Consider the following 22,199-nt stretch of genomic DNA (forward strand, 5'->3'; position numbering starts at 1 on the left):
TCGGCTGTCCACGCAAAGAAATTCACCCTTGTGATGCTGGTAGGCCAACCCGATTTTCACAGGCAGCTCTACGAAGATTTTGTAGCTACCAAACCCTATTTACCCGCATATTGATCAGTCCCCCTTTGGAGGGGTTGGGGGAGGACTAATACCACCAATGCTGTCGAACCGCTTACCCCTTCTACTTCTTATACGCTAACTGATTCCGGGGAAACAAGTTTTGAAATACGTCCGGGAAAAATCTGCCCCATACCCCCTCCAGAGGGGCACGAAAAAGAACTTTACCGAGCCCTAAGATGCTTTCAAAACCGGTGGAGCATTGTGCGGGAAAAGCTGCGTATCGAGCACAACATTGCTGAATTCTTTAATGGGTTTGTTGCTTTCGATGAGCTGAATGAGCATTTCGGTAGCAATCTGGCCCATTTCGTAAGCCGGTTGGCGCACGTAACTAATAGAGGGCTGTAGCAAATTAATTACATCGGAGTTAGAAAACCCGGCAATGGCAATATCGTGTAAGTTACCGGGGTTAAACTTTTTTAAGGCCGTCAGGCAGCCGGTGCTTAAACGGTCGCTGGCCACAAAAATAGCATCGGGTTTATCGGGCATTTGTAAGATGCGTTGTACCGCCGCTTCTACCTCTTCGTAAATCATGCCGCCGTGGTGGCAATATTGCACATAATTGGGGTTAAAAGGCAAACCGTGGGCCTGCAATGCTTCTTTATAACCTTCCAGGCGGTCGGGGGTAATGGAAAGGTGTGGTGCATTGGCCAGGTGGGCTATTTTGGTGTGGCCTTCTTTAATCAGCAACTCCGTGGCTTCGTAAGCACCTTTTTTATTATTTACAGTTACCTTATGGGTTTTAAAATCCGCGATTACCCTGTCAAAAAATACCATGGGCAAGCCTTCGTCGTGTAAGCGCTTTAGGTGGGTAAAATCCGTGGTTTCCGCCGACATAGAAACCAGCAAACCATCTACGGAGCGGTTAGCCAGGTGCTGCACGTTAATTACTTCTCTTTCGTAAGCGTCGTGGCTTTGCGAAATAATAACGTGGTACCCTTTTTTGTAAGCCACCGATTCAATGCCGTTTATAGCCTGCGAAAAGAAACTATTGGCCACTTCGCACACAATTACCCCAATAGAATAACTTCTTCGTTCTTTTAAACTTAAGGCAATTGGGTTGGGCTTGTAATGTATTTTTTCGGCATAATCCATTACCAAGCGCTTGGTTTCTTCACTTATCTCGAAGCTGTCGCGGAGGGCCCGCGAAACCGTAGAAGTAGATAATCCGAGTGCTTTGGCAATATCTTTAATGGTGGTAGGTTTGTACATCCAGCCGGCAGAATCTTAAACTGTTTAGAACCTAAATATAGGAATAAATAAGAGAACAACCTTAAACCGGTAGCGCTATTTATACAACGGGGCTTATGCTGCCAAGCTTATGTACCAAGGGTGTTGCAAACGATACCGGCATCGATTGCATAAAAAAATATGATTGGTGCCGCCGTTTATTAGCCATTATGCTGTAAAATTGGAATTAACCGTTACCAGATAAGCTAAGTTGAGCCAATATTAAGGCTTCCCGAATATTTACCGGCTGTGCAGTTAGCATTTTGTTAAAAAATAATGCCCATGAAAACCACCTTATTTAAAACCACCTGCTTTTTTACACTTTTGTGCTTAATGGCTTTTGCCTGGCCGCAGCAAAAAAAGTTAAAGGTATATTTAATCGGCGACTCAACCATGGCCATTAAAGAGACAAAAGCTTACCCCGAAACCGGTTGGGGCATGCCTTTTAGCTACTTTTTCGACAACACGGCAGAAGTAGATAACCGGGCCAAAAACGGTCGCAGTACCAAAACATTTATTGCCGAAGGCTTATGGCAGCCCGTAGCCGATAACCTGCAAGCCGGCGATTATGTGTTTATTCAGTTTGGCCACAACGATGAGGTAAAAACCAAGAAAAGTTATTCTACGGAAGAAGAATTCCAAACGAACTTAAAACGCTACGTAACCGAAACCCGCCGCAAAAAAGCCATCCCTATATTATTCACGCCGGTAGCCCGCCGCAAGTTCGATGAGCAAGGTAAAATAGTGGGTACCCACGAGGTTTATGCCGAACTGGTGCGGAAAGTAGCGAAAGCCGAGAAAGTGCCTTTGATTGATATGGACGTAAAAAGCCAGGCCTTGTTGCAGCAGTTTGGCCCCGAAACTTCTAAATTATTGTTTTTGCAACTAGCCCCCGGCGAGCACCCCAATTACCCCGATGGCAAAGACGATAACACCCACTTTAGCGAGTTAGGCGCCCGCCTGATGGCCCAACTGGTTTACACCGAAATTAAAAACCTGAACCTGGATTTAGCCAGCCGTTTTGCCAAGCCCCAAAGTAATTAAGATGGAGATTATTAAATATTATGGCCCGAAATATTGCCTGTTAGTAAGCTTGCATTTAATATTTATACTCACCGCAATAGCCCGGCCACAATACGATTTTGTAGTGGCCCAGGACGGCAGCGGCCAGTTTAAAACCGTGCAGGAAGCCATTAACGCCGTGCCCGATTTCCGGAAAAAAGTAACAACTATTTTTATTAAAAACGGGGTTTACAAAGAGAAATTAACCTTGCCTACTTCCAAAACCCTGGTTACGTTTGTTGGGGAAGATGTAAAAAAAACCATTCTGACTTACGATGATTTTGCCCAGAAAAAGAACCAGTTTGGCGAAGAAGTAGGCACTACTGGCTCGGCGAGTTTCTATATTTTTGGCAGCGATTTCACCGCCGAAAATATTACTTTCGAGAACAGCGCCGGCCCGGTGGGGCAAGCCGTAGCCGTTAGGATTGAGGGCGACCGGGTATATTTTAAGAACTGCCGTTTCTTAGGCAACCAGGATACGCTGTACACCTACGGCGAAAACAGCCGGCAATATTACCAGAACTGCTACATCGAGGGCACCGTCGATTTTATTTTTGGCTGGTCTACTGCTTACTTCGATAACTGCGAAATATTCTGCAAACAGAGCGGCTACGTTACAGCGGCTTCAACGCTGCCCAGAACCAAATACGGCTACGTTTTCCGGAACTGCCAAATTACCGGCAACGCGCCCGATGGTTCTTTTTACCTGGGCCGGCCCTGGCGGCCGTACGCCAAAACCGTGTTCTTAAACTGCAGATTAAGCAAGGTAATAAAACCCGCGGGCTGGCACAACTGGGACAAACCCGAAGCCGAGAAAACTACTTTTTACGCCGAATACAAAAGCACCGGACCCGGCGCCAACCCCAAAGACCGGGTAAAATGGGCCAAACAACTCACCGACGCAGAAGCCAAAGCCTTTACCCCCGAAATAGTATTAGGCGATTGGAAACCCGGCTCGGAATACAAAGCACCCGCGCGCTAGGTTTAATCAGAAAGACAGAACCAAAAAAATTAATGAAAATATTACTAATATTCTTTTGGAGTTTACTATCGGCTACTTCTTTGCTGGCCCAGCCTACTACCTACCCCAATACTTTTACGGTAGCACAAGACGGCAGTGGTCAGTTTAAAACCATTCAGGAAGCCATAAATGCCGTCCGGGACCTTTCGCAGCAGCAGGTTACCATTCATATTAAAAACGGCATTTATCCCGAAAAACTGGTAATCCCATCCTGGAAAACCAAAATAACCCTGCGCGGCGAAAGCAAAGAAAATACCATTATTACCAACAACGACCACACTGGCAAACCTTTTCCGGGCAGTAAAGATTCTTCGGGCCGCGACAAGTACATGACTTTTACTTCTTACACCGTTTTGGTACAAGGCAACGATTTTATTGCCGAAAACCTGACCATTGAGAATACAGCGGGCCGCGTAGGGCAAGCCGTAGCGCTGCACGTAGAAGGTGACCGCGCCATTGTAAGAAACTGCCGGTTATTGGGTAACCAGGATACGCTGTACACCGGTACCGAAACCAGCCGCCAATATTACCAGAATTGCTTTATTCAGGGCACTACTGATTTTATTTTCGGCGAAGCTACGGCTGTTTTCCAGAGCTGCATTATTAACAGCCTGAGTAACTCTTACATTACCGCCGCCTCTACCACGCCCCGGCAGCCTTTTGGTTACGTGTTCTTCGATTGCCAGTTAGTAGCCGATTCAGCTGCGAAAAAAGTTTTCCTGGGTCGCCCCTGGCGGCCAAATGCCAAAACCGTTTTTATCCGCACTCAAATGGGCAGCCACATTGTGCCCCAAGGCTGGGATAACTGGCGCAATCCGGAGAACGAGCAAACCGCGTTTTACGCCGAATACGGAAGTACCGGACCCGGTGCAAATAATACCGGCCGGGTAAAATGGGCCAAGGCATTAAGCGCCCGCGAAGTAAAAAAATATACCCTGGCGAATATTTTTGCCGGCAAAACCTCCTGGCAACCCTTAACTAAATAGTACTGGTTTGAATAACAACCGGCCAGCCTTGCATTGCCCCGGTGCTTTAGCCCGGGGTATGTCTAAAATCAGGCGCAAATGAATGAAAGAATTATTCAGAAAGAAAATATAGAATTATACCAATGTAAATTATTTCGGGTTTAGCTCCCTATAATTTCTCCCCGGCCAATGTACCCAACACCCAATAAGAACTAATATTTTTAATAGCTAACAAATACGCGTATGAATTTTAATAGTAAAATTTTCAACCGGCTGGGCCTATTTATTGGCCTTATTGGAATATTTATTTCGGCCTGCCAGCCCCAGCCAGGTAGTTCAACTGCCGCAACCCCGGCAATATCTACTACTCCCGGCATTCCGGTAAATAATACTACTGCTACCGATTTATACACCGGCCTCGAATTTAACATGCCCCGGGTGCAGGAGCCCCAAATCCCGAATAATGCGGTTAATATTACCGATTTTGGAGCCGTGGGCGATGGGCTTACCAAAAATACCCAGGCCTTCGAGAAAGCCATTGCGGCGGCGGCGGCTAAAGGCGGCGGCAAAGTAGTTATTCCGCGGGGCTTGTGGCTTACCGGGCCCATTGTGTTGCGCAGCCATATTAATTTACACGCCGAAGCCGGGGCCATGGTTATTTTCAGCAAAGATTTCAACGATTACCCGCTGGTCCAAACCAGTTTTGAGGGGTTGAATACCTACCGCTGCCAATCACCAATATCGGGTAAGAATCTGGAAAACGTAGCAATTACGGGTAAAGGTACTTTTGATGGGTCGGGTGAAGCCTGGCGACCGGTAAAAAAGAGCAAAATGACGGCGGCCCAATGGAATAACCTGGTTAAATCGGGCGGCGTTTTAAGCGACGACGGCAACGTTTGGTACCCTACGGCCATTTCTAAAAAAGGCGATACCAAAGATAATTTTAACGTGCCCAACTTTACCCGCAAAGAGCAGTTCGAAGCCGTTAAGGATTTTATGCGCCCCGTAATGGTAAGCCTGATTAGCTGCAAAAAAGTGTTATTAGATGGTCCTACTTTCCAGAATTCGCCGGCCTGGAATTTGCACCCGCTCATGTGCGAAGACGTAACCATCCGGAACCTGAACGTGCGCAACCCCTGGTTCTCGCAGAACGGCGACGGCCTGGATTTGGAATCGTGCAAAAACGCGGTAATACACGACAATATTTTTGACGTCGGCGACGATGCCATTTGCTTTAAATCGGGTAAGGACAAAGACGGCCGCGCGCGCGGCATACCCACCGAAAATGTTATTGTGAAAAACAACGTGGTGTACCACGGCCACGGCGGTTTTGTGGTGGGTAGCGAAATGTCGGGCGGCGTTAAAAATGTGCACGTATCTAACTGCTTGTTTATGGGTACCGATATTGGCTTGCGCTTTAAAAGTAACCGCGGCCGGGGCGGCGTAGTCGAAAATATTTGGATTTCGAACATCGATATGATAAACATCCCGACCGAAGCTATTAGCTTTAATTTATTTTACGGCGGCAACTCGCCGGTACTGGAAGCCGACCAGAAAGCCAGCACCGAAGCCCGCGACGAAAAATTATTGCCCGTAACGGAAGAAACGCCGTCATTTAAAAATATTTACCTGAAAAATATTAACGTGGCCGGGGCCGACAAAGCATTGGTGCTGCAAGGTTTACCCGAAATGAACCTGCAAAACGTAAGCCTCGAAAATGCCACGCTTAAGGCCAAGCAAGGCATTTCGGCGGTAGATGCCGATGGTATTACCTTGAAAAACGTAAAAGTAATACCGGAAAAAGGCCCCGCTATAACGGTTTACAACAGCAAAAATATTGATATTAAAGGCTTAACGTTTTTTGAAAACAACGCGCCGGTGGTGCAAATAATGGGCTCCAAAACCCAAAATGTGAAGTTAGCTAAAGAAGATTTTAAGAATGCGGCCACCCAGGTTTCTAAAGGCAAAGACCTAAACAGCAAAGCCCTGGTTTTGCGGTAAATAATAGGCAAACTACCGAAAAAAGCCGCTCTTTAAACAGGGCGGCTTTTTTGTTCCGGAATATTTTTCCGAAGATAGACTCAATTATTTATAGGGAGGTAAGTACGGCATGTTGCCGGATGGTAAGTATACCAGAACTAATTTATTCGACAATCTTTCTTTTTTCTAAAGCTGAAAATGTTTCTTTAAAGTCACATTCTAAGTTCCTTTTATTCATAGCTTTACATACTTGGTGTAAAGCTATTTCAGGAGTTTACCAGACAAAATAGCACCTGTTTTTACTATTCTTCACTTAACGGAACAACCGTAAACATCCATTTAACCGGGTTTTGCCAATCGGTTCCTTTAAAAGCTTTTACCGGCAGTTTGACTAGTATGGTATTCCAACCCTGGCGGACCTGGGTCACGGTGGGCTCCCGGAATTCGTAGCCTTCGTCCAAGAGCGGAATTTCGCTGTTGCCTTTCTGGCCAGGTCGTTTCCAGACCGGCGGCTCTAAGGCCTTACCGTTCAGGTAAACGGCACTGCCGCGGTTATCCCAGGTGCCGGCAGCTGGCGAATCTGAATTATAGGACCGGGATAAATTATTGAAGCCTATCCAGAACTTTTTCGGGCCACTTACCTCACTCCAGAATTGCGCGTAGGCATACCAGGTTGTGTTTTCCTGCGGATTTTCCAGGACGCCCTTAACCAACGGGTGCCAGAAATGCCGCAGTACAACGGTGCCGCCCACGGCTGATACAGTTGCCTTTTCGGGTTTAAAACCTTTCTGCTCCGGCGCAAAAGCCTTGGTGATATCGCCTTCGTTTGGGTAAGGGCCCAGCAATTGCCAGTTTAGCCCAGTTTGCGCGGCATACGGAAACGGCAACCCAGCAAAATATTGCTGCTGGTGGTTTAATAACCGGTCTTCAAAATACTTAAAAGCGGCCAGCTGGGAGTGGGCCTGGGGATTGACATTGGTCATCCAGCCGGGGTAGCCTCCCCCCTGCCAACTGCGTTCGGCAAAGGCCAGCATAGCCGGGTAAGCCGGGTTCATGTGCAGCACATCTTCTTCTTTCAGTACGTTCCGGTCGTGCCACACGCAAAAAGTAGCGCCCATCACCTGGTCGGTGCCTTTATCTGTATCGCCTAGCCGCAGGTTAAAAATGGTGGTAACGCTTTCCAGCGGGTCCATGTGGTTGATGTACAGGTGCCGCGATTCAATATATTTAAGTTCCGGCTGGCGCGCGCCTTCGGTCATCCAGAGTTGCCGGATAGTATTATTTGCCAGATTTCCGCCCGGGTCCCAGCCAATGGTTTTTTTACCCAATTGGTGCAGCAACTTGGTAACGGCCGGTAAAAATTCCGGATTGGTTATTTTAACTTCATCACCGCCGATGTGGATGTAAGGCACGTCGTAAGTTTCGCTTACATGGGTAAATATTTCTTTCACCAGCGCCAGCCCTTCCGGGCTCTGCATCTCTACGCCCATGGCCCGGGTAAAAGCGGCACTGTGGCCCGGCACATCAATTTCCGGCACCAGCGTTATGTGGCGGTCGCGGCAATATTGAATCAAATCTTTCATCTCGGCCACCGAATAATAAGCGCCTTTGTTGCGGAGCATGTGTTCGGGCGCAGTGAGCTGCGGATATTTCGGAATTTGCAGACGCCAGGCAATGTCTTCGGTCAGGTGAAAGTGAAAAATATTAAGCTTGTACTGGGCCATTTTATCTATCTGCTGTTTCAGCAAGGCTACCGATTGAAAATTGCGCCCCACATCTACCATATACCCGCGCCAGGCGTAAGCAGGCCAGTCGGTAATGTGGCAGGCATCCACCAGCACGTTGTCCCGGATAAGCTGGTTCAGGGTCTGAATACCGTTAAACAAGCCGTGGGCGGAATTAGCGGTTAATATTATTTTATCTTTTGTTACCTCCAGTTCGAAAGCTTCTGCCTCATTTAGGGGTACTTTTATTTTGCCCAGCCGTAACTCCAGATAGGGTTCGTGGCGGGGAGCGGTTTTGGCAATGGTAGCAGCCACTCCTTTGGCATTTAAAATCTGGCGAAGCCGCTCTGCTTCCGTTTGCAAAGCATAATTTTTTTTATAATTTTAGGCGTGGCTTGTAACCGGAAATAACCGGGGTTCCATTTTAACTGCTGCGGCAAAGGAATAAGCGCCGGTTTCGCCTCCAGCCCAAAAACGAGCGGGTAAACCAGGTGTTTCCACAAAGCATAGCCCTCACCGGTCAGGTGCAGGCCATCGTTGGTAAATTGCGACGCCAGGTTCCCTTTTTCATCTGCAAACTCGGTTGCTAAATCGATAAAAGAATATTTATGTGCTCCGGCATTTTGCTGCAACTGAATATTAATATTTCTGATTTGAGCCCCTTTGCTGGTATGACCGGCAAATTTCCCGAACGAAGCATCAACCGGTAATATGCTCTGAACGAAGAGTTGGGTCTGGGGAGTTTCGCGGCGCAGGTAAGCAGCAATGCGGTAAATATTCTGCAAGACGCTATCGGCCGGAATATTCCGGGCCAGGTCGTTGGTACCGATCAATAGGAAAACTTTAGCAGGTTTGCCGGCAGCTATTTGGGGTAACCGGTGCAAGATTCCGGCCGATACATCACCACTGATGCCGCGGTTTTTAATGCGCCCATCGGCGAATATTTCGGACCACTCCGCGCCATCGGTGAGGCTGTTACCCAGGAAAACAATATCCTTAGTCGTTGCCGGCAGGTTGCCGAAATGGCTCACACGCTGGTGGTAATAAGTAGAAAAAACAGAATCTGGTTTAATCTTCCGGCTGGTTTGGGCCAGCCCGGTAAAAGAAAAGGTAAGCGAACAGAATAAAAAAAGTAATTTTCTGAACATGGTAAGGTAAGTAAATTTAGTTAGCTAAAGATGTTGCTCGCATTAGTATCCGGCAAGCATCAGGGAAGCCAGCGCTGCCATTTAAAGTTATCAGGGCAAATTTATTCTTAACCCGAAAACCTAAATGGCCTGCGTTGGCCCCTGGTTTTTTAAACCTTTAAATATTGCTGACCGCCGTTACCGGCTCGCAGCTAATGGCTCATTATGTTCGGCAGCAGCATTATTGGCGGCTGCTGGCGCTGTATTTAAATATCCATTCAGAATCTGCCAGCAATACCACTCCTGACGCGGCAAATGGAACGGCCCTTTAAATAAATTGCCTTTTATACTGGAGGATAAACGCCCGTCCCGGTGCAGGTAGCCAAACCATTCGCCGTGCTCGCGGTCATGGAAGTGCGCATAGGCATATTCATGTACCTGGCGGTGCCACTCGGCGTATTTTGGATCACCGGTCATCAGGTAAGCCAGCAGCGTGGCAATAATGGTTTCATTCTGCGGCCACCAGAACTTCATGTCGTGCCAATATTCCTGAACGGGCTTGTTGTATACATCCCGGAAATAAATTATGCCACCATACTCCTTGTCCCAGCCCCGCTCCCACATATAATATAGCATCCGGCAACCGAGTTTAATCAGATGCGGGTCGTTCTGGCGGTGTTTGGCTTCGTGTAAAATAAACCAGGCACCCTCAATGGCATGCCCCGGGTTAAGGGTTCGGCCGTCGAAATGATCAATAATTTCCCCGGTCGGGCTTACCTGTTCCATCACGCAGCGGATGTCGTCCTTTACAAAATCCTTTTCGATTTCGGCAATCCAACGGGTTATCCATTCATCACAGCGTTCATCACCAATGGTATCGCGCAGTTGCTGCGCTGTATTAATCATAATCATGGGTATGCCAATGCCTTTAGCGGGCCGGGTACCGGTAAACTTAGGCGTGATCAGGCCGGGCGTGGTGGCATATTCTATGCATTTGCCGAAGAGCTGCCGGGCTTCGGCGGCAATTTCCTCATCGCCGGAGGCTTTGGCGTAGGCGGCAAACGCAATAACGGCAAAGGTTTCGGAGAAGAAGTACCGCCGCTTCCGGATGGGTTCGCCGGCCCGGTTCATATGAAAAAACATACGGCCATCGGTATCGAAACAATATTGCCGCAGAAAATCAATGCCCTTTTTGGCACCCGCCAGCCACTCTGGTTTTGGCTCGACGGTATTATACAGGGTGGAGAGCAGCCAGGCGCCCCGGCCCTGGATCCAAACGGCTTTGTCGTCGTCGAGCAGGGTGCCATCGGCATCGCGCATAAACAGGTAACCCCCGTATTCTTCGTCGATGGACCGGGGAAACCAGAAGGGAACAGTATCTTCCAGCAGTTGTTGCTTATAAAAATTCTGGTAATATTTTAAATTTGGTTCGGAAGAGATTTCCATAAGTGGGTTACTTTTATGGTTATATTATTATCTGATAGCACGCAATATTTGCTTGTAAATCGTTTTTGAGACTTTGGTGTCCACTCGTGTCATTCAGGAGGAATCTATGTAGCAGATTGCCAAATAGTTTCCTCCTGAATGACACGAGTGAATTGCTTAAAATTTTATTATTAATTTTTGCTTTATAGCAGTTATCATGACTTTAAATATTATTCCAGGCGCTACATTTCTCCGTCTGCATTTAGTGCTAATTTTTATCTACCTGAAATCTGCCAAAGCAAGTTATAAGCTTGGTTAATCAGAATTTGTCACTTCCATTTTAAAAGTAGAAGCTGGTAAAGCTGCTTCATTGGTCAGGTTGGCCCTGGTGTATGGCTCCCAGCCGTAGCGAACATACCGGGGGTGCGGCACTTCCGGCGAAGAAACCACTACCCTGTTCCGGCGGATGGTGGCCTTTGCTTTTTTATACACCAGGTCGCTGCCGGCAATTTCGAACCCGCGCAACGCTTGCCCATCACTGGTTTGCATTCCTTTGCCAGAAAAAAACGTGCAGCTTACTTCAGGGCCTTTCACCTTGGCTGTTTTAATCAGCGGCCCGCTGTAAACAATATTTTTACCATAGGTTTGCGCTAAGGCCCATGCGGCCAAACGCTGGCCTACCTGTTGTTTCCAGCGCGGATGTACGTCTGTAGAATCACCTATGTCGCTGGTTACTGCCATACCCACTTTATTTAGCTGCGTGAGCAGCCGGCGCTGGCTATCACGGAAATAGGGCCAACTGGGGCGGCTGAGACTGGATAGCTGGGCATAATAAAACGGAAACTCGTAGCCCCATTGCTGCCGCCAACTGCGCACCAGCGTCCGGAATAATTCGGCGTGCAACTCCTGGTTATGCGCATTACTTTCGCCCTGGTACCAGATTACTCCTTTTATAGTAAAGGAAGTGAAGGGCGCTATGCCGGCCTCATAATTATAGGCCGGCTCGTACGGGTGCCGCTGTTTAGCCACCGTCGTATTTTTTATATTGATTCCAGCCCGTTCCCGGCACCAGTCCATTATAAAGTCGGAGGTCTGCCATTTGGGCAACATATCTACCAATTGCGGATGATGCTCCAGTGTATAGCGGTCAATCCAAGACTCGGTGTTAGAACCGCCCACCGCCACCTGAATCAGGCCAATGGGAATATTTAATCTCTGGTGTAATTGCTGGCCAAAAAAGTAGGCTACAGCCGAAAAATCGCGGGCACTTACCGAATCGCAGCGTTGCCAGCTTCCGGAAAAATATTGGAGTTGATTTACCTGGCGGAGCGTGGCTGAATCCCAGGCAAAATTGCCGGTTTCGGCTAAGGGTTTCATTCGGAGAAAGCGAATATTGCCGGATTGTTGCGCGCGTTTCATCTCCTCGCCGGTTCGTTGGGCCGCCTGCAGCGGAAAAGCCATGTTCGACTGACCCGAACACAACCAAACCTCCCCGACCAGAATATCCTGCACCAATATTTTTTTGGTACCCGTAGCGACTTCCAGCTGGTAAGGTCCTCCCGCTTTTTTTGGTGCCAGGATTGCTTTCCAGCGGCCATCGGCGCCGGCTTTGGTTTTTAGCTGCTCCTTGCCAAACTTAACCGTAATTTCTTCGCCGGCATCGGCAGTGCCTTGCACCGGTATCGGCATTTTTTGCTGCAGCACCATGTGGTCGGTGAATACCGCAGCCAGTTGCAATCCACCGTACTTTCCGGTCAGTTGACCGAAAAGCGTTTTGGCAATTATTGAGGCGCCTTCGGCTGTCAGGTGCAGTTCATCCGGAAATAAGTCGGGGCGATTATGCAAAGGGCCATTTAAATCAACCAGTTCAACCTTCCTGGCCTGGGCAATTACCGGAATAACGTTTTGTATCTGCCAGTACCAGTTGCGGGTACCGGATTCAAAGCGTGGATGGCCCGCAAATATTGGGGTGAGCCGGCAGATTAGGATGCGCACCTTCGGGTTTACTGCGCGCAGCGTATCAATTAAACGGTAATAATCGGCGGTAAATTCGTCCTGATAATTGGGCCAGTTGCGGGGATCGGTATCATTCAGGCCCAGATGAATAATAGCAATATCGGGTCTAAAAGCAATTGCCTCTTTATATTGCTGGGTTTTATGATAGGGCCGGTGTCCTTGGCGCAACAAAGTGGCCCCGTTTAAACCGAAATTTCCTACCTCATAGCCAGTTCCGAGTAGCTTTTGCAATTGGGCCGGATAGGAATTTTGTTCCCTATCTTTAATACCGGCTCCATAAGTAACAGAATTACCGATACAGGCCACCTTCTCCCTTGGCTGGCTTGGTGCGGCCAGGCAAGGGAGGGCAAGCATACCCGAAAACAGAATCAGGAAAAGCTTTATCATGTCCGGGATTCTTCGGTGGGGTTACTTAATTATTTCGCTTACCGGTACGGCTACAAAATATAAATCCCGGATGCCTTCGTAGATCATGCCAATGGTGTTGTCATCTATTTTGGTGAGTGCCGAATAACCGTAGCTTGGGCGTTCGTCTACCATGGTTTTATTTACCGGAGACCAGGTTTCGCCTAAGTCCAGACTGGCTTTGATGGTCATGTTGTTGCGGCTAAAAGAATTATCGGGGTTGCTGAAAAATGTTACCTCCCGGAGCTTGCCTTTCACTTTTACATTTGCTTTGATCAGGCTGCCCATGCAAACCGGATCGATCAAAGTATTATAAGAGGTAACGTGTTCTACCCAGGTTTTACCTAAATCGGTGGTGGTAGCTACGCTCCGGAATTCGCCGCGGTTATCGCGCATGTTCAGCATTAAGGTGCCCGGCGTGGTTTCTATTACCTGGCTCTCGGTGGTGTTGGCTTTGGGGCCGGCCAGGCTGCCAGCCCAGGTTTTACCGTGGTCGGCGCTGTAAATAATGGTGGAATAAGGCATGCCTTTTTCGTCCCAGTACTGGGCCGGGAAAACCAGTTTACCATCTTTCATGGCTATGCCGTTGCCGGGACCATTAAAGAATAAATTCCAGGCCGGATTTTTTACCTGGGGGGTAATGCTCACGGGCTCCGACCAGGTTTTACCGTCGTCGGCGCTGCTCACCACCACAAACTGACCGGTTTCGTCGGGCGAAAGACCGGGTTTAGAACCCGCAATAGACCGGTTTCCTTTGCTCCAAAGGGCGGCTACCCATATTTTTTTGGTAACCGGATCGAATAAAATAGCCGGATCGCCCACGCCATTGTTTTCGTGCGGTGCGCCCATGTCCATAATTATTTTCATGGGTTCCCAGGTTTTGCCGCCGTCGGTGCTCCGGCTCATGCCCACATCAATATTGCCGGGTAAGTCGCGCGAGGTTTCGTAGCGGATGTCGTACACCGATAACAAAGTACCTTTATCGGTGGTGGTAATACCCGGAATCCGGTAGGTATGTACTTTCTCGTCGCCGGCGCGCCGTATCGGTACACCAATTCTTTTCACGTAAGCCGATTTATCTTCGGTTATTTTTTGCCCTTTGTTCTGGCTGTTAAAAAGTTGCGTACAGTGTACCTCAACTTTTTCTCTGATGTCGGCGGTCTCTTTTAAGCTGGCGCTCAGCCAAATATAATGCCATCCTGGTTTCAGGGTCAGTTGCACCGGAATTTTAAAATCGGTACTGGTTGGGGTAAACGTTGCTATCGGTTTGGTAGCGGCAAATTTAGGTTCCTGGTCGGTGAAATAAACGTCTAGCTGCTTTATAGCCGGCACCGCCGATTTATTCAAACTAGTCTGGATGCCGGTATACGACACTTCCGATACCCCGGCCGGTACGTAAATACCAATCCGCACCAACGGATTCGCGGCCACGCCCAATAATACCGGGTTGGCCGGATCCGTACTGGTTATTATTACTTCCGGTTCGGACACCCGGTTATGCTGTTTTCCCACAAAACCAAAACTGCTGATTAATGCAACCAGCATAAAGCATAGTAACTTATGTTCTTTTATCTTTCTCATTATTTTTTAAAATATCAGCGCTTCTAATACCAAAAAGTATTAAGGCTTTTTTAGGTAATAATCAGCTTCTTTGGAAGAAACTCTTATATAATACTATTACTGGTGGCAGTAGATTGATACTATCTGGCATTGTATATTCGGTTCATCCGACTCTTAAGCATTTACAAAATTGTTGACTTTCGGGCGAAGGAAATATAATTGTACGAGGAGCGCCACCACTACAATTCCCGCCAGCATCGCAAAGCTTTTACCCAGATTGCCGGCGTCGGTCGACTTGCCTAATAAATCAGTAATAAAAGCGCCGGCAAATACCCCGGTCATATTCATCAGGCCATAAGCGGTAGCCCGGTATTTGGCCGAAACAAACTGGCAAAGAATAGGCATATTATTCGCATCGAACATACCGTAGCCAAAACCAAAGCAAAAGGCGGCTCCCACTACATTAAACAACGAATCGCCAAAACCAATCAGCAATAAAGACGGAATAGTTAAGCCCAGACCAATGGCGCTGGTGTAAACCCGGCCGCGTATATTTTTTTGCACCCATCTATCGGATAAAATGCCGCCGAAAATAACTCCTAAAAACGAAGAAGCTGCAATGGTAATGGTAGACAAAGGACCGGCCGTGGCCATGTCGATGTTTAAATTTTGGGCAAACAAGGTAGGCAGCCAGTTTTTAGTAGCCCAGCCGGGCAAACTGGGAATGGCAAAATAAAACAGGATAACCCAGAAGGAAATATTCGTAAATAACACGCCCAGCCCTTTCAATACAGAGGTTTTATCTTCCGGATTAATGCTATTAAAATTTGCCGCCGCCGCCGCATCTTTCTTCTCCCTTAAAAAAAATATTAAGACCACGGAATACCCAATACCTATTAAGCCAAACGTATGAAAAGTGGTATGCCACGAATAAGTAGCGGCAATGGTAGCCCCGAAACCACCTAATGCTTGCCCCATATAAAGCCCCGTCATGTGAATACCGATGGCCAAGGATCGGGTTTTATCTTCATGAAAATCGGCAATGAGGGATAAGCCCGCGGGTATATACAAGGCTTCGCTTACGCCCATAATGGCCCGCAACCAATATAGCTCCTGGAAGGTATCGGCATAGCCCATTGCATACGTAACGCCCGACCAAACAAATAAGCTGCTCACGATAATCCATTTGCGGTCGAATTTATCGGCAATAATGCCCGCTACGGGACTCATTAGGCCATAGATCCACAGAAAAATACCCATTAAATAACCGAAATTGGTAGCCGACTGTAATTCCGCAATATCTATTTGCATAGAAGGCCGCATGGTAGACAGCATTTGCCGGTCCATGTAGTTTAACAAGGCTACCACCCATAATAAACCTACCACTATCCAGGGGTAATATTTTCGGAATTTTGATTGTGTAGCCACCATCTGCATTTGTTAAAAAAGAGGTTTCTGTCAGCACCAATCAGCGCGAACACCTATATTATTTATGAAGAAATTTCCCGAGTAATAGCTGCGGGGTGCGTACGCCGGCTTTTATCTCACCACTGGGTATAAGTACTCCGTCGGCCCAATTAACGGCCGTGGTTGTAACCGGCACTTCATAAGGAATCGTGCCTAATTTTTTCCAGGTATCGGCATGGGCATTGTATTGCAGTACTTCCTTGCTAAATCCCGGATGGGCTGACTGTAAATTGGCTTTTTGCCCAATTAGTTGCTGTTTCTTCGCTTCGCTTTTTTCGGCAGCAATAGCCGCTAGCAACTGTTCGGTTTTATGAAACGTTTCGCCTTTATCGCCACCAAATAATAATATTTCACCGGCTCGGGTTGCCATACCGGTACCAGCCGATAAAGCATAAGGCAGGGATTGCTTTTGCTGCCATTGGTTACTGTTCAAATCATACCGGTATACCGAATCATATAAGTCGCTGATGCCATTGCTGTTTTTCTTTCTGCCGCCTATCAAATAAATGTATTGATGACCACCGCCGGCCTGCATCACCATTACCGCGTGGGAAACCGGTTTTGGCAAAGAAGGCAGTTGCTGCCACCCTGCCGTTGGATGGTTTAAATCAAGGCTAAAAAACTGATTGGAAACCCCGTCTGCCATTTCACCTCCACCCACATAAATGGTATTTTCAACAGCTGTAATAGCGGCATTCGTAATGGCTATGGGCAAGTCCGGCAGGTTTTTTACCGCTATTTTTTTAGTGGCTGTATCCCATTGTATTAATAGCACCTGGTTAGTGATGCCCTTATCGTTTTCGCCACCGGCGCAAATTATGCCTGAAGGCGTGGAACAACTGGCGCCGTACGCCACCGGGTTGGACAAATGAAAAAGCTTTGGGTTGGGTTTAATAGTATTTCCTTTAGCCTCTTTTTCAAACACGTATATATCGTTGTAATATTTTTTTGTGCCACCGAGCCAAGGCATCTTATCCGGAAAGTTGGCGCCGCCCGCTATTACCAGCACCTGGTGGTGAACGCCCGCAACCGGACCGGCCAGGCCTAAGGCCTTGGCTTGTCCGGTTAGGGCTGGCAGTTCAGCGGCCACTTTCCAGTTTATAGCCTGAACGGTTTGGCTTTGGGCCATCGTTTGATTATGCATTATCATTACTAAGAACAAAACAATTATGTGGAGCAACTCAAATTTCATCAGCAATCGTTTATAGTAAATACTACCTGTACACCCTTCAACCATAATGAGCATAATGCTTTGATAAACAAAACATTATAGACGTACAACGTATAACTTAAAACTTATTACTTTCTACCAATTGTGGGTTTCTGGATTTATAAGTCTCGAACGACAGGGCCTGTACCTCCTGCTGAAAAGCTTCAAACGATTGTGGGCTCATATTTTTTACCGGCAGGCGGAATTCACCGCAATCTAGTCCTACTAATTTCATGTAAGCTTTACCCGTAGCAATGCCGCCGTATTTGCCTAGCAAGCTGATCATATCAATGGATTGCTGCTGCAACGCCTGCGCTTTTTTAAGATCACCCTGGTTAAAAGCATCAATCAACTGGTGGTATAAAGGCGCGGCATAGTTGTAGGTGCTGCCTACTCCTCCTTTGGCGCCCAATACCAATGCCGATAACAAGTTCTCGTCGCGGCCCCACAGCAAATCGTATTTACTATTGGCAAAATGCAGGCACGAAAGAAAATCCATAAAATCTTCGTGGGTATATTTAATACCGACAAAATTGTTAATGCGACCATCCACTTCCCGTAGCAAATCAATCATGGAAAAATTAACGCCGGTGAGTACCGGAATGTGGTAATAGTAAAATGGCATTTCCGGTACCGCGTCGGCTACGGCCTGGCAACAAGCGGCCAGCATTTGCACATTTGCCGGTTTAAAATAGAAAGGCGCGGTAAAAGAAACGGCGTATAAATTAACACTTTGGGCATGGCGAGCCAGGTCTATGGCGTCCTGCAGGCAGGTCCCTCCTACCAACGTAATAACCTTAAAATCCTTATCCTGCTCCGTAGCGCGGGCCCAGGCTTCGGCTACACTTTTCTTTTCTTCGAGGGTTAGCGAAACGCCTTCGCCGGTAGAGCCGCAGATAAAAGCTCCCGTATTATTGTTAGCCTTCAGCAAGCGGTAATAGTCCGGAATAATGTCCAGGTTTAAGCTACCATCGGGGTGCATGGGCGTAAAAGGAGCCGCAATAAGCCCGGTTAATTGATTGATTTTCATTTGATTTTAATTAATAATAATTTCTTTCTTTTTTTTGTTGAAGCCCAGTGTAGTTAAGCCAGGCGGGTTTAGAAACCCACCAAGTTTGTTCCTCACAGCTTTTTTAGGCTAAAAGCTCCGGAAAAATTCCGGAGGTGTTAGAATTTAGCGTAGCCGGGGGTTTGTTCCAGGGCCCGGTTATTCGTTAAAGAGTTCCGGTCTATTGGCCACAGCAATTTATAAGCTTCAGTCGGCGATAGCGTGGTATGGGCATACACGTAATTATCTCCCATCAGAAATAACGCGCCCACTCACTCCTGGTACCTGGGCACTAAAAAATGGCTAATGAGAAAGCTATTATTTAAAAAATAATTTGGCATAGGATATCTAATTTCATGGTGATGAATTTGTATTAAGTAGGACATAAATAGTAAATAAGTGAATAGACTATTATAAATTCATTTAAACTATTAGCTCAAGTCTTACAACTCCAATAGTTAGCAGCTAGTTGTGTTTATAAATTTGTATCTTAGCAGCTAGGAGAAGTACTTTTTATTACAAGTAAATTGGTGTTCTGAAACTTATTTTTTTTAATTAGTATTTATTTAATTAAAATTAGTTTGGATTCACGTATTTACTGTTTTTGCTTTATGTAAGACATAATAAAGATTAAAATTATTTTCCCTGCTTCCAAACAAAGTCTTAATTAATTCTCAATTTTTTTTTAATCTGCCTTAACAGAATATATCTAGGCTATCTTCCGCAATAAATACAACCTATGGAGAATATGATCAATAAATTAGAGATGATTGATACCAGCTCACTGGTGGATAGAGTCGAAATGAACCTGATTGAATTGCTGGTAAAAAAGAATTTAAAGGTGGGCAACGCTATCCCAACCGAAATTGAACTGGCCGGAGCTTTGGGCGTAAGCCGGTCCGTTATCAGGGAAGCCTTGGTACGGCTACGAATGATAGGGCTGATTGAATCTAAAAAACACCGGGGTGCTATTATTACCAACCCGGACCTGCTGGCTCTGCTGGAGAAAAGAATGATTCCGCAGGTGCTGGATGATGGAACATTACGCGAAATATTTGAATTGCGCCTGGTGCTGGAAATAGGCATGGCTGATTTAATAATGGAAAGGGTAACGCCGGAGCAAATTGCCGAATTAAAGAAAATTGTTGCCAATGAACCCACACATACCGAATCGTACCAATTTCAGATTCAGCACGAAATTACTTTCCACGGCAAATTGTACGAAATATCGGGCAACGAAACGCTGAAAAAGTTTCAGAAAATGCTGCTGCCGGTATTTGATTATGTGCACAAAAGCGGCTTGTTAAAAAAAGATGCCGTTGTCCGGAAATTTGTTTCGCACAAAGGGCTGGTAGATATTATTGAACACGGCTCGGCTGAGATGCTGCGCAATGGCATGCGGAGCCACCTCGAAAACCATTTCGCCCGGTTATTTCATTAAGTTCCGGCCCTACCTTTATAGCTGAATCTGATAGGCCGAAAATATCACCTTAGCGGTTAAACATGATTAGCAAAGTCGTAACAAGAATTGGTGGAGAAGCCTAAATGGTTCTTGAAGCAGTGAAAACAATATTTTAAACAAAAACAAAGGGTGCTCTTATTGGCACCCTTTGTTTTTGTTATTAGCGATTGTTCATAGCTTTAATCTACAGGGTTCCATGGCTGCTTTGGTAGCGGCCAATAAAGCCCCAGTCGAAAGACAGCGTACTAATACCAGCTAATAAGCAGGGACTTCCATAGCGGCTTAAAGAAATCACCCGTCATTCCAGAGGAATCTTCTGTATAGAAGGCGTTACAGGTAAATGCCAGACTTAATTTATTACCTGTTTTTCCAACTCAAGCAGTAGATTCTTTTGTAATTCTTCGAATTCTATAGAATGACTGGTTGGAAATATTATTCGTTAGGCTGTCATGGAATACCACATTTACTTTTTGGTATAATTATCATCACTGGCCGGGCCTTGCTTTCCGGCCAGGCAGCTTTACCGAAACATCAAGGAATTATTTTAATCTGTTTTTATCTTAAATTCTTCTGCTTTAATTATTTTGAATTAACGCATTTTTGTACAAACCTATCTCCGACACCGTAGGGTTCAGCCGCGACGACTCGATGCGTAACCGCACTTTACTCGCTGTTACCGGCTCGAAACGCAGCAGCCTTTTATAACCAACCGTGGTGCCTTCGGTAACCTTTTGCCACTGCCCGTTATCCCAGTATTCAAACGTAAATTTTTCGATACGCTGGCCCACGGCAATATTTTCCTGCAAAAGCAACACGTCAAAAGTCTGATTTCCTTTCAGCTGCAGCTCAATGGTTGCGGTAGTATCTTTAATGGTTTTGGTAGTATAATAGGTGTTGTATTTGCCATCCAGCAGGGCTTTGCTGTTTTTACCCGCGCTAATTTTTATTTTGGCACCGGCCGCCAGGTTCGTCCGGAAGGTTGCATCCCGCAGCCGTTTCCATTCGCGCAGGCTTTTCACATCACTTTCGTGGATGAGCCCGCGGGTATCCGGCGGAATATTCAGCAGCAGCACGCCGTTGCGCCCCACCGAACTGTAATAAATATCCAGCAGTTTTTCCGGTGATTTTACTTTATTGTCTTCGGCGGGGTGATAAAACCAACCCGGCCTGATCGAAACGTCGGTTTCGGCGGGGTACCATACCAGGCCCGTGGTATTTCTAATTTTCTCGCGGCTACCCAAATCATTGCCGCGCATATCGCCCTGCGGTTTAAAGGCAATACCCTGTTGCGAATTGGCAGCGGTAACATTTTGGTCGAGGTTAGCCGTGGGCACTACACTCCATTCCGTTTCGCGACAGTAACCGGTTTCAGTGCCCACCCAGCGCACATCGGGCCCCATAATGGCAATAATAGCAGCAGGCTGTAGTTTGCGGATATGGGCGTACCAGCGGTCGAAATCGTAGACCTGTTTTTTACCGTTCGAACCTTCGCCGTTGGCCCCATCAAACCACACTTCATCAATCTTGCCGTACTGGGTAAGCAATTCGGTAAGCTGATCTACAAATAAATCGTTATAAGCATCGGTGCCGTAAAGCGGCGAGTTCATGTCCCAGGGCGACAGGTAAACCCCTAACCCCATATCATATTCTTTACAAGCCGCCGCTACTTCCTTCATCACATCGCCCTTACCGTTTTTCCAAGGACTGCTTTTTACCGAATGTTTGGTTGTGGCAGTAGGCCACAGGCAGAAGCCATCGTGGTGCTTGGCCGTAAGAATAACCTGCTTGATGCCGGTGACCTTTGCCTCGCGCACCCACTGGCGGGCATCCAGGTTGGTTGGGTTAAAAATAGCCGGGTCTTCTTTACCCGTACCCCATTCGCGGTTGGTAAAGGTATTCACGCCCATGTGAAAAAATGCGGTAAGCTCTAACTGCTGCCACCGGAGCTGCGCGGGCGAAGGCACCACCATAGCGGCTTTGCGAACAATTTCGGCCGCCGAATCTTCGGGCTTGATAACAGCAAAATTACGGTTATCGCTATTGCTGTTACTCTTTTGGGCATATACGGTTGCCGGAGCAGCCAGCAGCAGTAAGTATAAACTTTTGGTAATAAATCTCATTTTTTTTATTTATGTATATTTAACTTAAAAACCAGCATAGAAATAATCAAATATTTCCTATCCGGATTACTAGTCTGACCTAAATCAGGAGCAGATTTTCGCAACTCTTCAAACGGGTATGTTTCCTATTATTGAAATACCGATACCCAGGAAATCGGTAAATACCCTGCTACTTAAAGCAGCAGGGTATTTTAAATTACAAGTAAAGCCCTAGTTCAACTGATAAAGCTTTGATTTACATTATTTTAATTATGAACTTC

Annotated in this window: 16 protein-coding genes; 5 read left to right on the plus strand and 11 right to left on the minus strand. The window is 46.8% G+C overall.

Annotated features, from left to right (window positions below; translation table 11 throughout):
• Positions 1–291: 291 nt before the first annotated feature.
• Positions 292–1,329 (minus strand): LacI family DNA-binding transcriptional regulator, encoded by a 1,038-nt coding sequence (locus F0145_RS17590; protein WP_150090334.1) that lies wholly within the window; start codon positions 1,327–1,329, stop codon positions 292–294.
• 300 nt (positions 1,330–1,629) lie between these two features.
• Here F0145_RS17590 and F0145_RS17595 point away from each other — a divergent pair, with 300 nt between their 5' ends.
• The 4 genes from F0145_RS17595 (at position 1,630) to F0145_RS17610 (ending at position 6,396) form a co-directional block, all read left to right on the plus strand.
• A complete protein-coding gene (locus tag F0145_RS17595; protein ID WP_150090336.1) occupies positions 1,630–2,391 on the plus strand; it encodes a rhamnogalacturonan acetylesterase in 762 nt (253 codons plus the stop codon).
• A gap of 1 nt (position 2,392) precedes the next feature.
• Positions 2,393–3,391 carry a pectinesterase family protein gene (locus tag F0145_RS17600; RefSeq protein WP_150090338.1) on the plus strand — a complete coding sequence of 333 codons (999 nt, stop codon included), beginning with the start codon at positions 2,393–2,395 and terminating at the stop codon, positions 3,389–3,391.
• A 32-nt stretch (positions 3,392–3,423) separates the two neighbouring features.
• The gene (locus F0145_RS17605) at positions 3,424–4,416 is read left to right on the plus strand and encodes a pectinesterase family protein (RefSeq protein WP_150090340.1); all 993 of its coding nucleotides are present in this window, start codon (positions 3,424–3,426) and stop codon (positions 4,414–4,416) included.
• Positions 4,417–4,638: 222 nt separating this feature from the next.
• On the plus strand, positions 4,639–6,396 hold the full coding sequence (locus F0145_RS17610; RefSeq protein WP_150090342.1) for a glycoside hydrolase family 28 protein: 1,758 nt from the start codon (positions 4,639–4,641) through the stop codon (positions 6,394–6,396).
• Positions 6,397–6,677: 281 nt separating this feature from the next.
• Here the strand turns inward: F0145_RS17610 and F0145_RS17615 are convergent, their stop codons facing one another.
• From F0145_RS17615 to F0145_RS26660, 9 genes are all read right to left on the minus strand, one after another.
• Complete coding sequence (locus F0145_RS17615; protein WP_150090343.1) at positions 6,678–8,462, minus strand: family 20 glycosylhydrolase; 1,785 nt, start codon at positions 8,460–8,462, stop codon at positions 6,678–6,680.
• Positions 8,426–9,247 carry a GDSL-type esterase/lipase family protein gene (locus F0145_RS17620; RefSeq protein ID WP_150090345.1) on the minus strand — a complete coding sequence of 274 codons (822 nt, stop codon included), beginning with the start codon at positions 9,245–9,247 and terminating at the stop codon, positions 8,426–8,428. The genes F0145_RS17615 and F0145_RS17620 overlap by 37 nt, the downstream gene beginning before the upstream one ends.
• 177 nt (positions 9,248–9,424) lie before the next feature.
• Positions 9,425–10,672, minus strand: coding sequence for an AGE family epimerase/isomerase (locus tag F0145_RS17625; RefSeq protein WP_150090347.1), 1,248 nt, complete (start codon positions 10,670–10,672; stop codon positions 9,425–9,427).
• A gap of 294 nt (positions 10,673–10,966) precedes the next feature.
• The gene (locus tag F0145_RS17630) at positions 10,967–13,054 is read right to left on the minus strand and encodes a GDSL-type esterase/lipase family protein (RefSeq protein WP_150090349.1); all 2,088 of its coding nucleotides are present in this window, start codon (positions 13,052–13,054) and stop codon (positions 10,967–10,969) included.
• 21 nt (positions 13,055–13,075) lie between these two features.
• The gene (locus tag F0145_RS17635; protein ID WP_223816132.1) at positions 13,076–14,653 is read right to left on the minus strand and encodes a sialidase family protein; all 1,578 of its coding nucleotides are present in this window, start codon (positions 14,651–14,653) and stop codon (positions 13,076–13,078) included.
• A 153-nt stretch (positions 14,654–14,806) separates the two neighbouring features.
• Positions 14,807–16,063 carry an MFS transporter gene (locus tag F0145_RS17640; RefSeq protein WP_150090351.1) on the minus strand — a complete coding sequence of 419 codons (1,257 nt, stop codon included), beginning with the start codon at positions 16,061–16,063 and terminating at the stop codon, positions 14,807–14,809.
• Between the two features lie 55 nt (positions 16,064–16,118).
• On the minus strand, positions 16,119–17,243 hold the full coding sequence (locus F0145_RS17645) for a kelch repeat-containing protein (RefSeq protein WP_190277588.1): 1,125 nt from the start codon (positions 17,241–17,243) through the stop codon (positions 16,119–16,121).
• A 145-nt stretch (positions 17,244–17,388) separates the two neighbouring features.
• Positions 17,389–18,339 (minus strand): dihydrodipicolinate synthase family protein, encoded by a 951-nt coding sequence (locus F0145_RS17650; protein ID WP_150090355.1) that lies wholly within the window; start codon positions 18,337–18,339, stop codon positions 17,389–17,391.
• A 137-nt stretch (positions 18,340–18,476) separates the two neighbouring features.
• Positions 18,477–18,611: a RagB/SusD family nutrient uptake outer membrane protein gene (locus tag F0145_RS26660; protein ID WP_223816133.1), complete on the minus strand. Its 135-nt coding sequence runs from the start codon at positions 18,609–18,611 to the stop codon at positions 18,477–18,479.
• 494 nt (positions 18,612–19,105) lie between these two features.
• On the opposite strand from F0145_RS26660, the gene F0145_RS17660 reads away from it, so the two are divergent.
• Positions 19,106–19,798, plus strand: a complete 693-nt coding sequence (locus F0145_RS17660) for a FadR/GntR family transcriptional regulator (RefSeq protein WP_223816134.1) — start codon at positions 19,106–19,108, stop codon at positions 19,796–19,798.
• A gap of 596 nt (positions 19,799–20,394) precedes the next feature.
• Here F0145_RS17660 and F0145_RS17665 read toward each other — a convergent pair.
• Complete coding sequence (locus F0145_RS17665) at positions 20,395–21,939, minus strand: alpha-L-fucosidase (protein WP_150090359.1); 1,545 nt, start codon at positions 21,937–21,939, stop codon at positions 20,395–20,397.
• Positions 21,940–22,199: the final 260 nt, after the last annotated feature.

The organism is Adhaeribacter rhizoryzae (assembly GCF_008629685.1).
GTDB classification, from domain to species: domain Bacteria; phylum Bacteroidota; class Bacteroidia; order Cytophagales; family Hymenobacteraceae; genus Adhaeribacter; species Adhaeribacter rhizoryzae.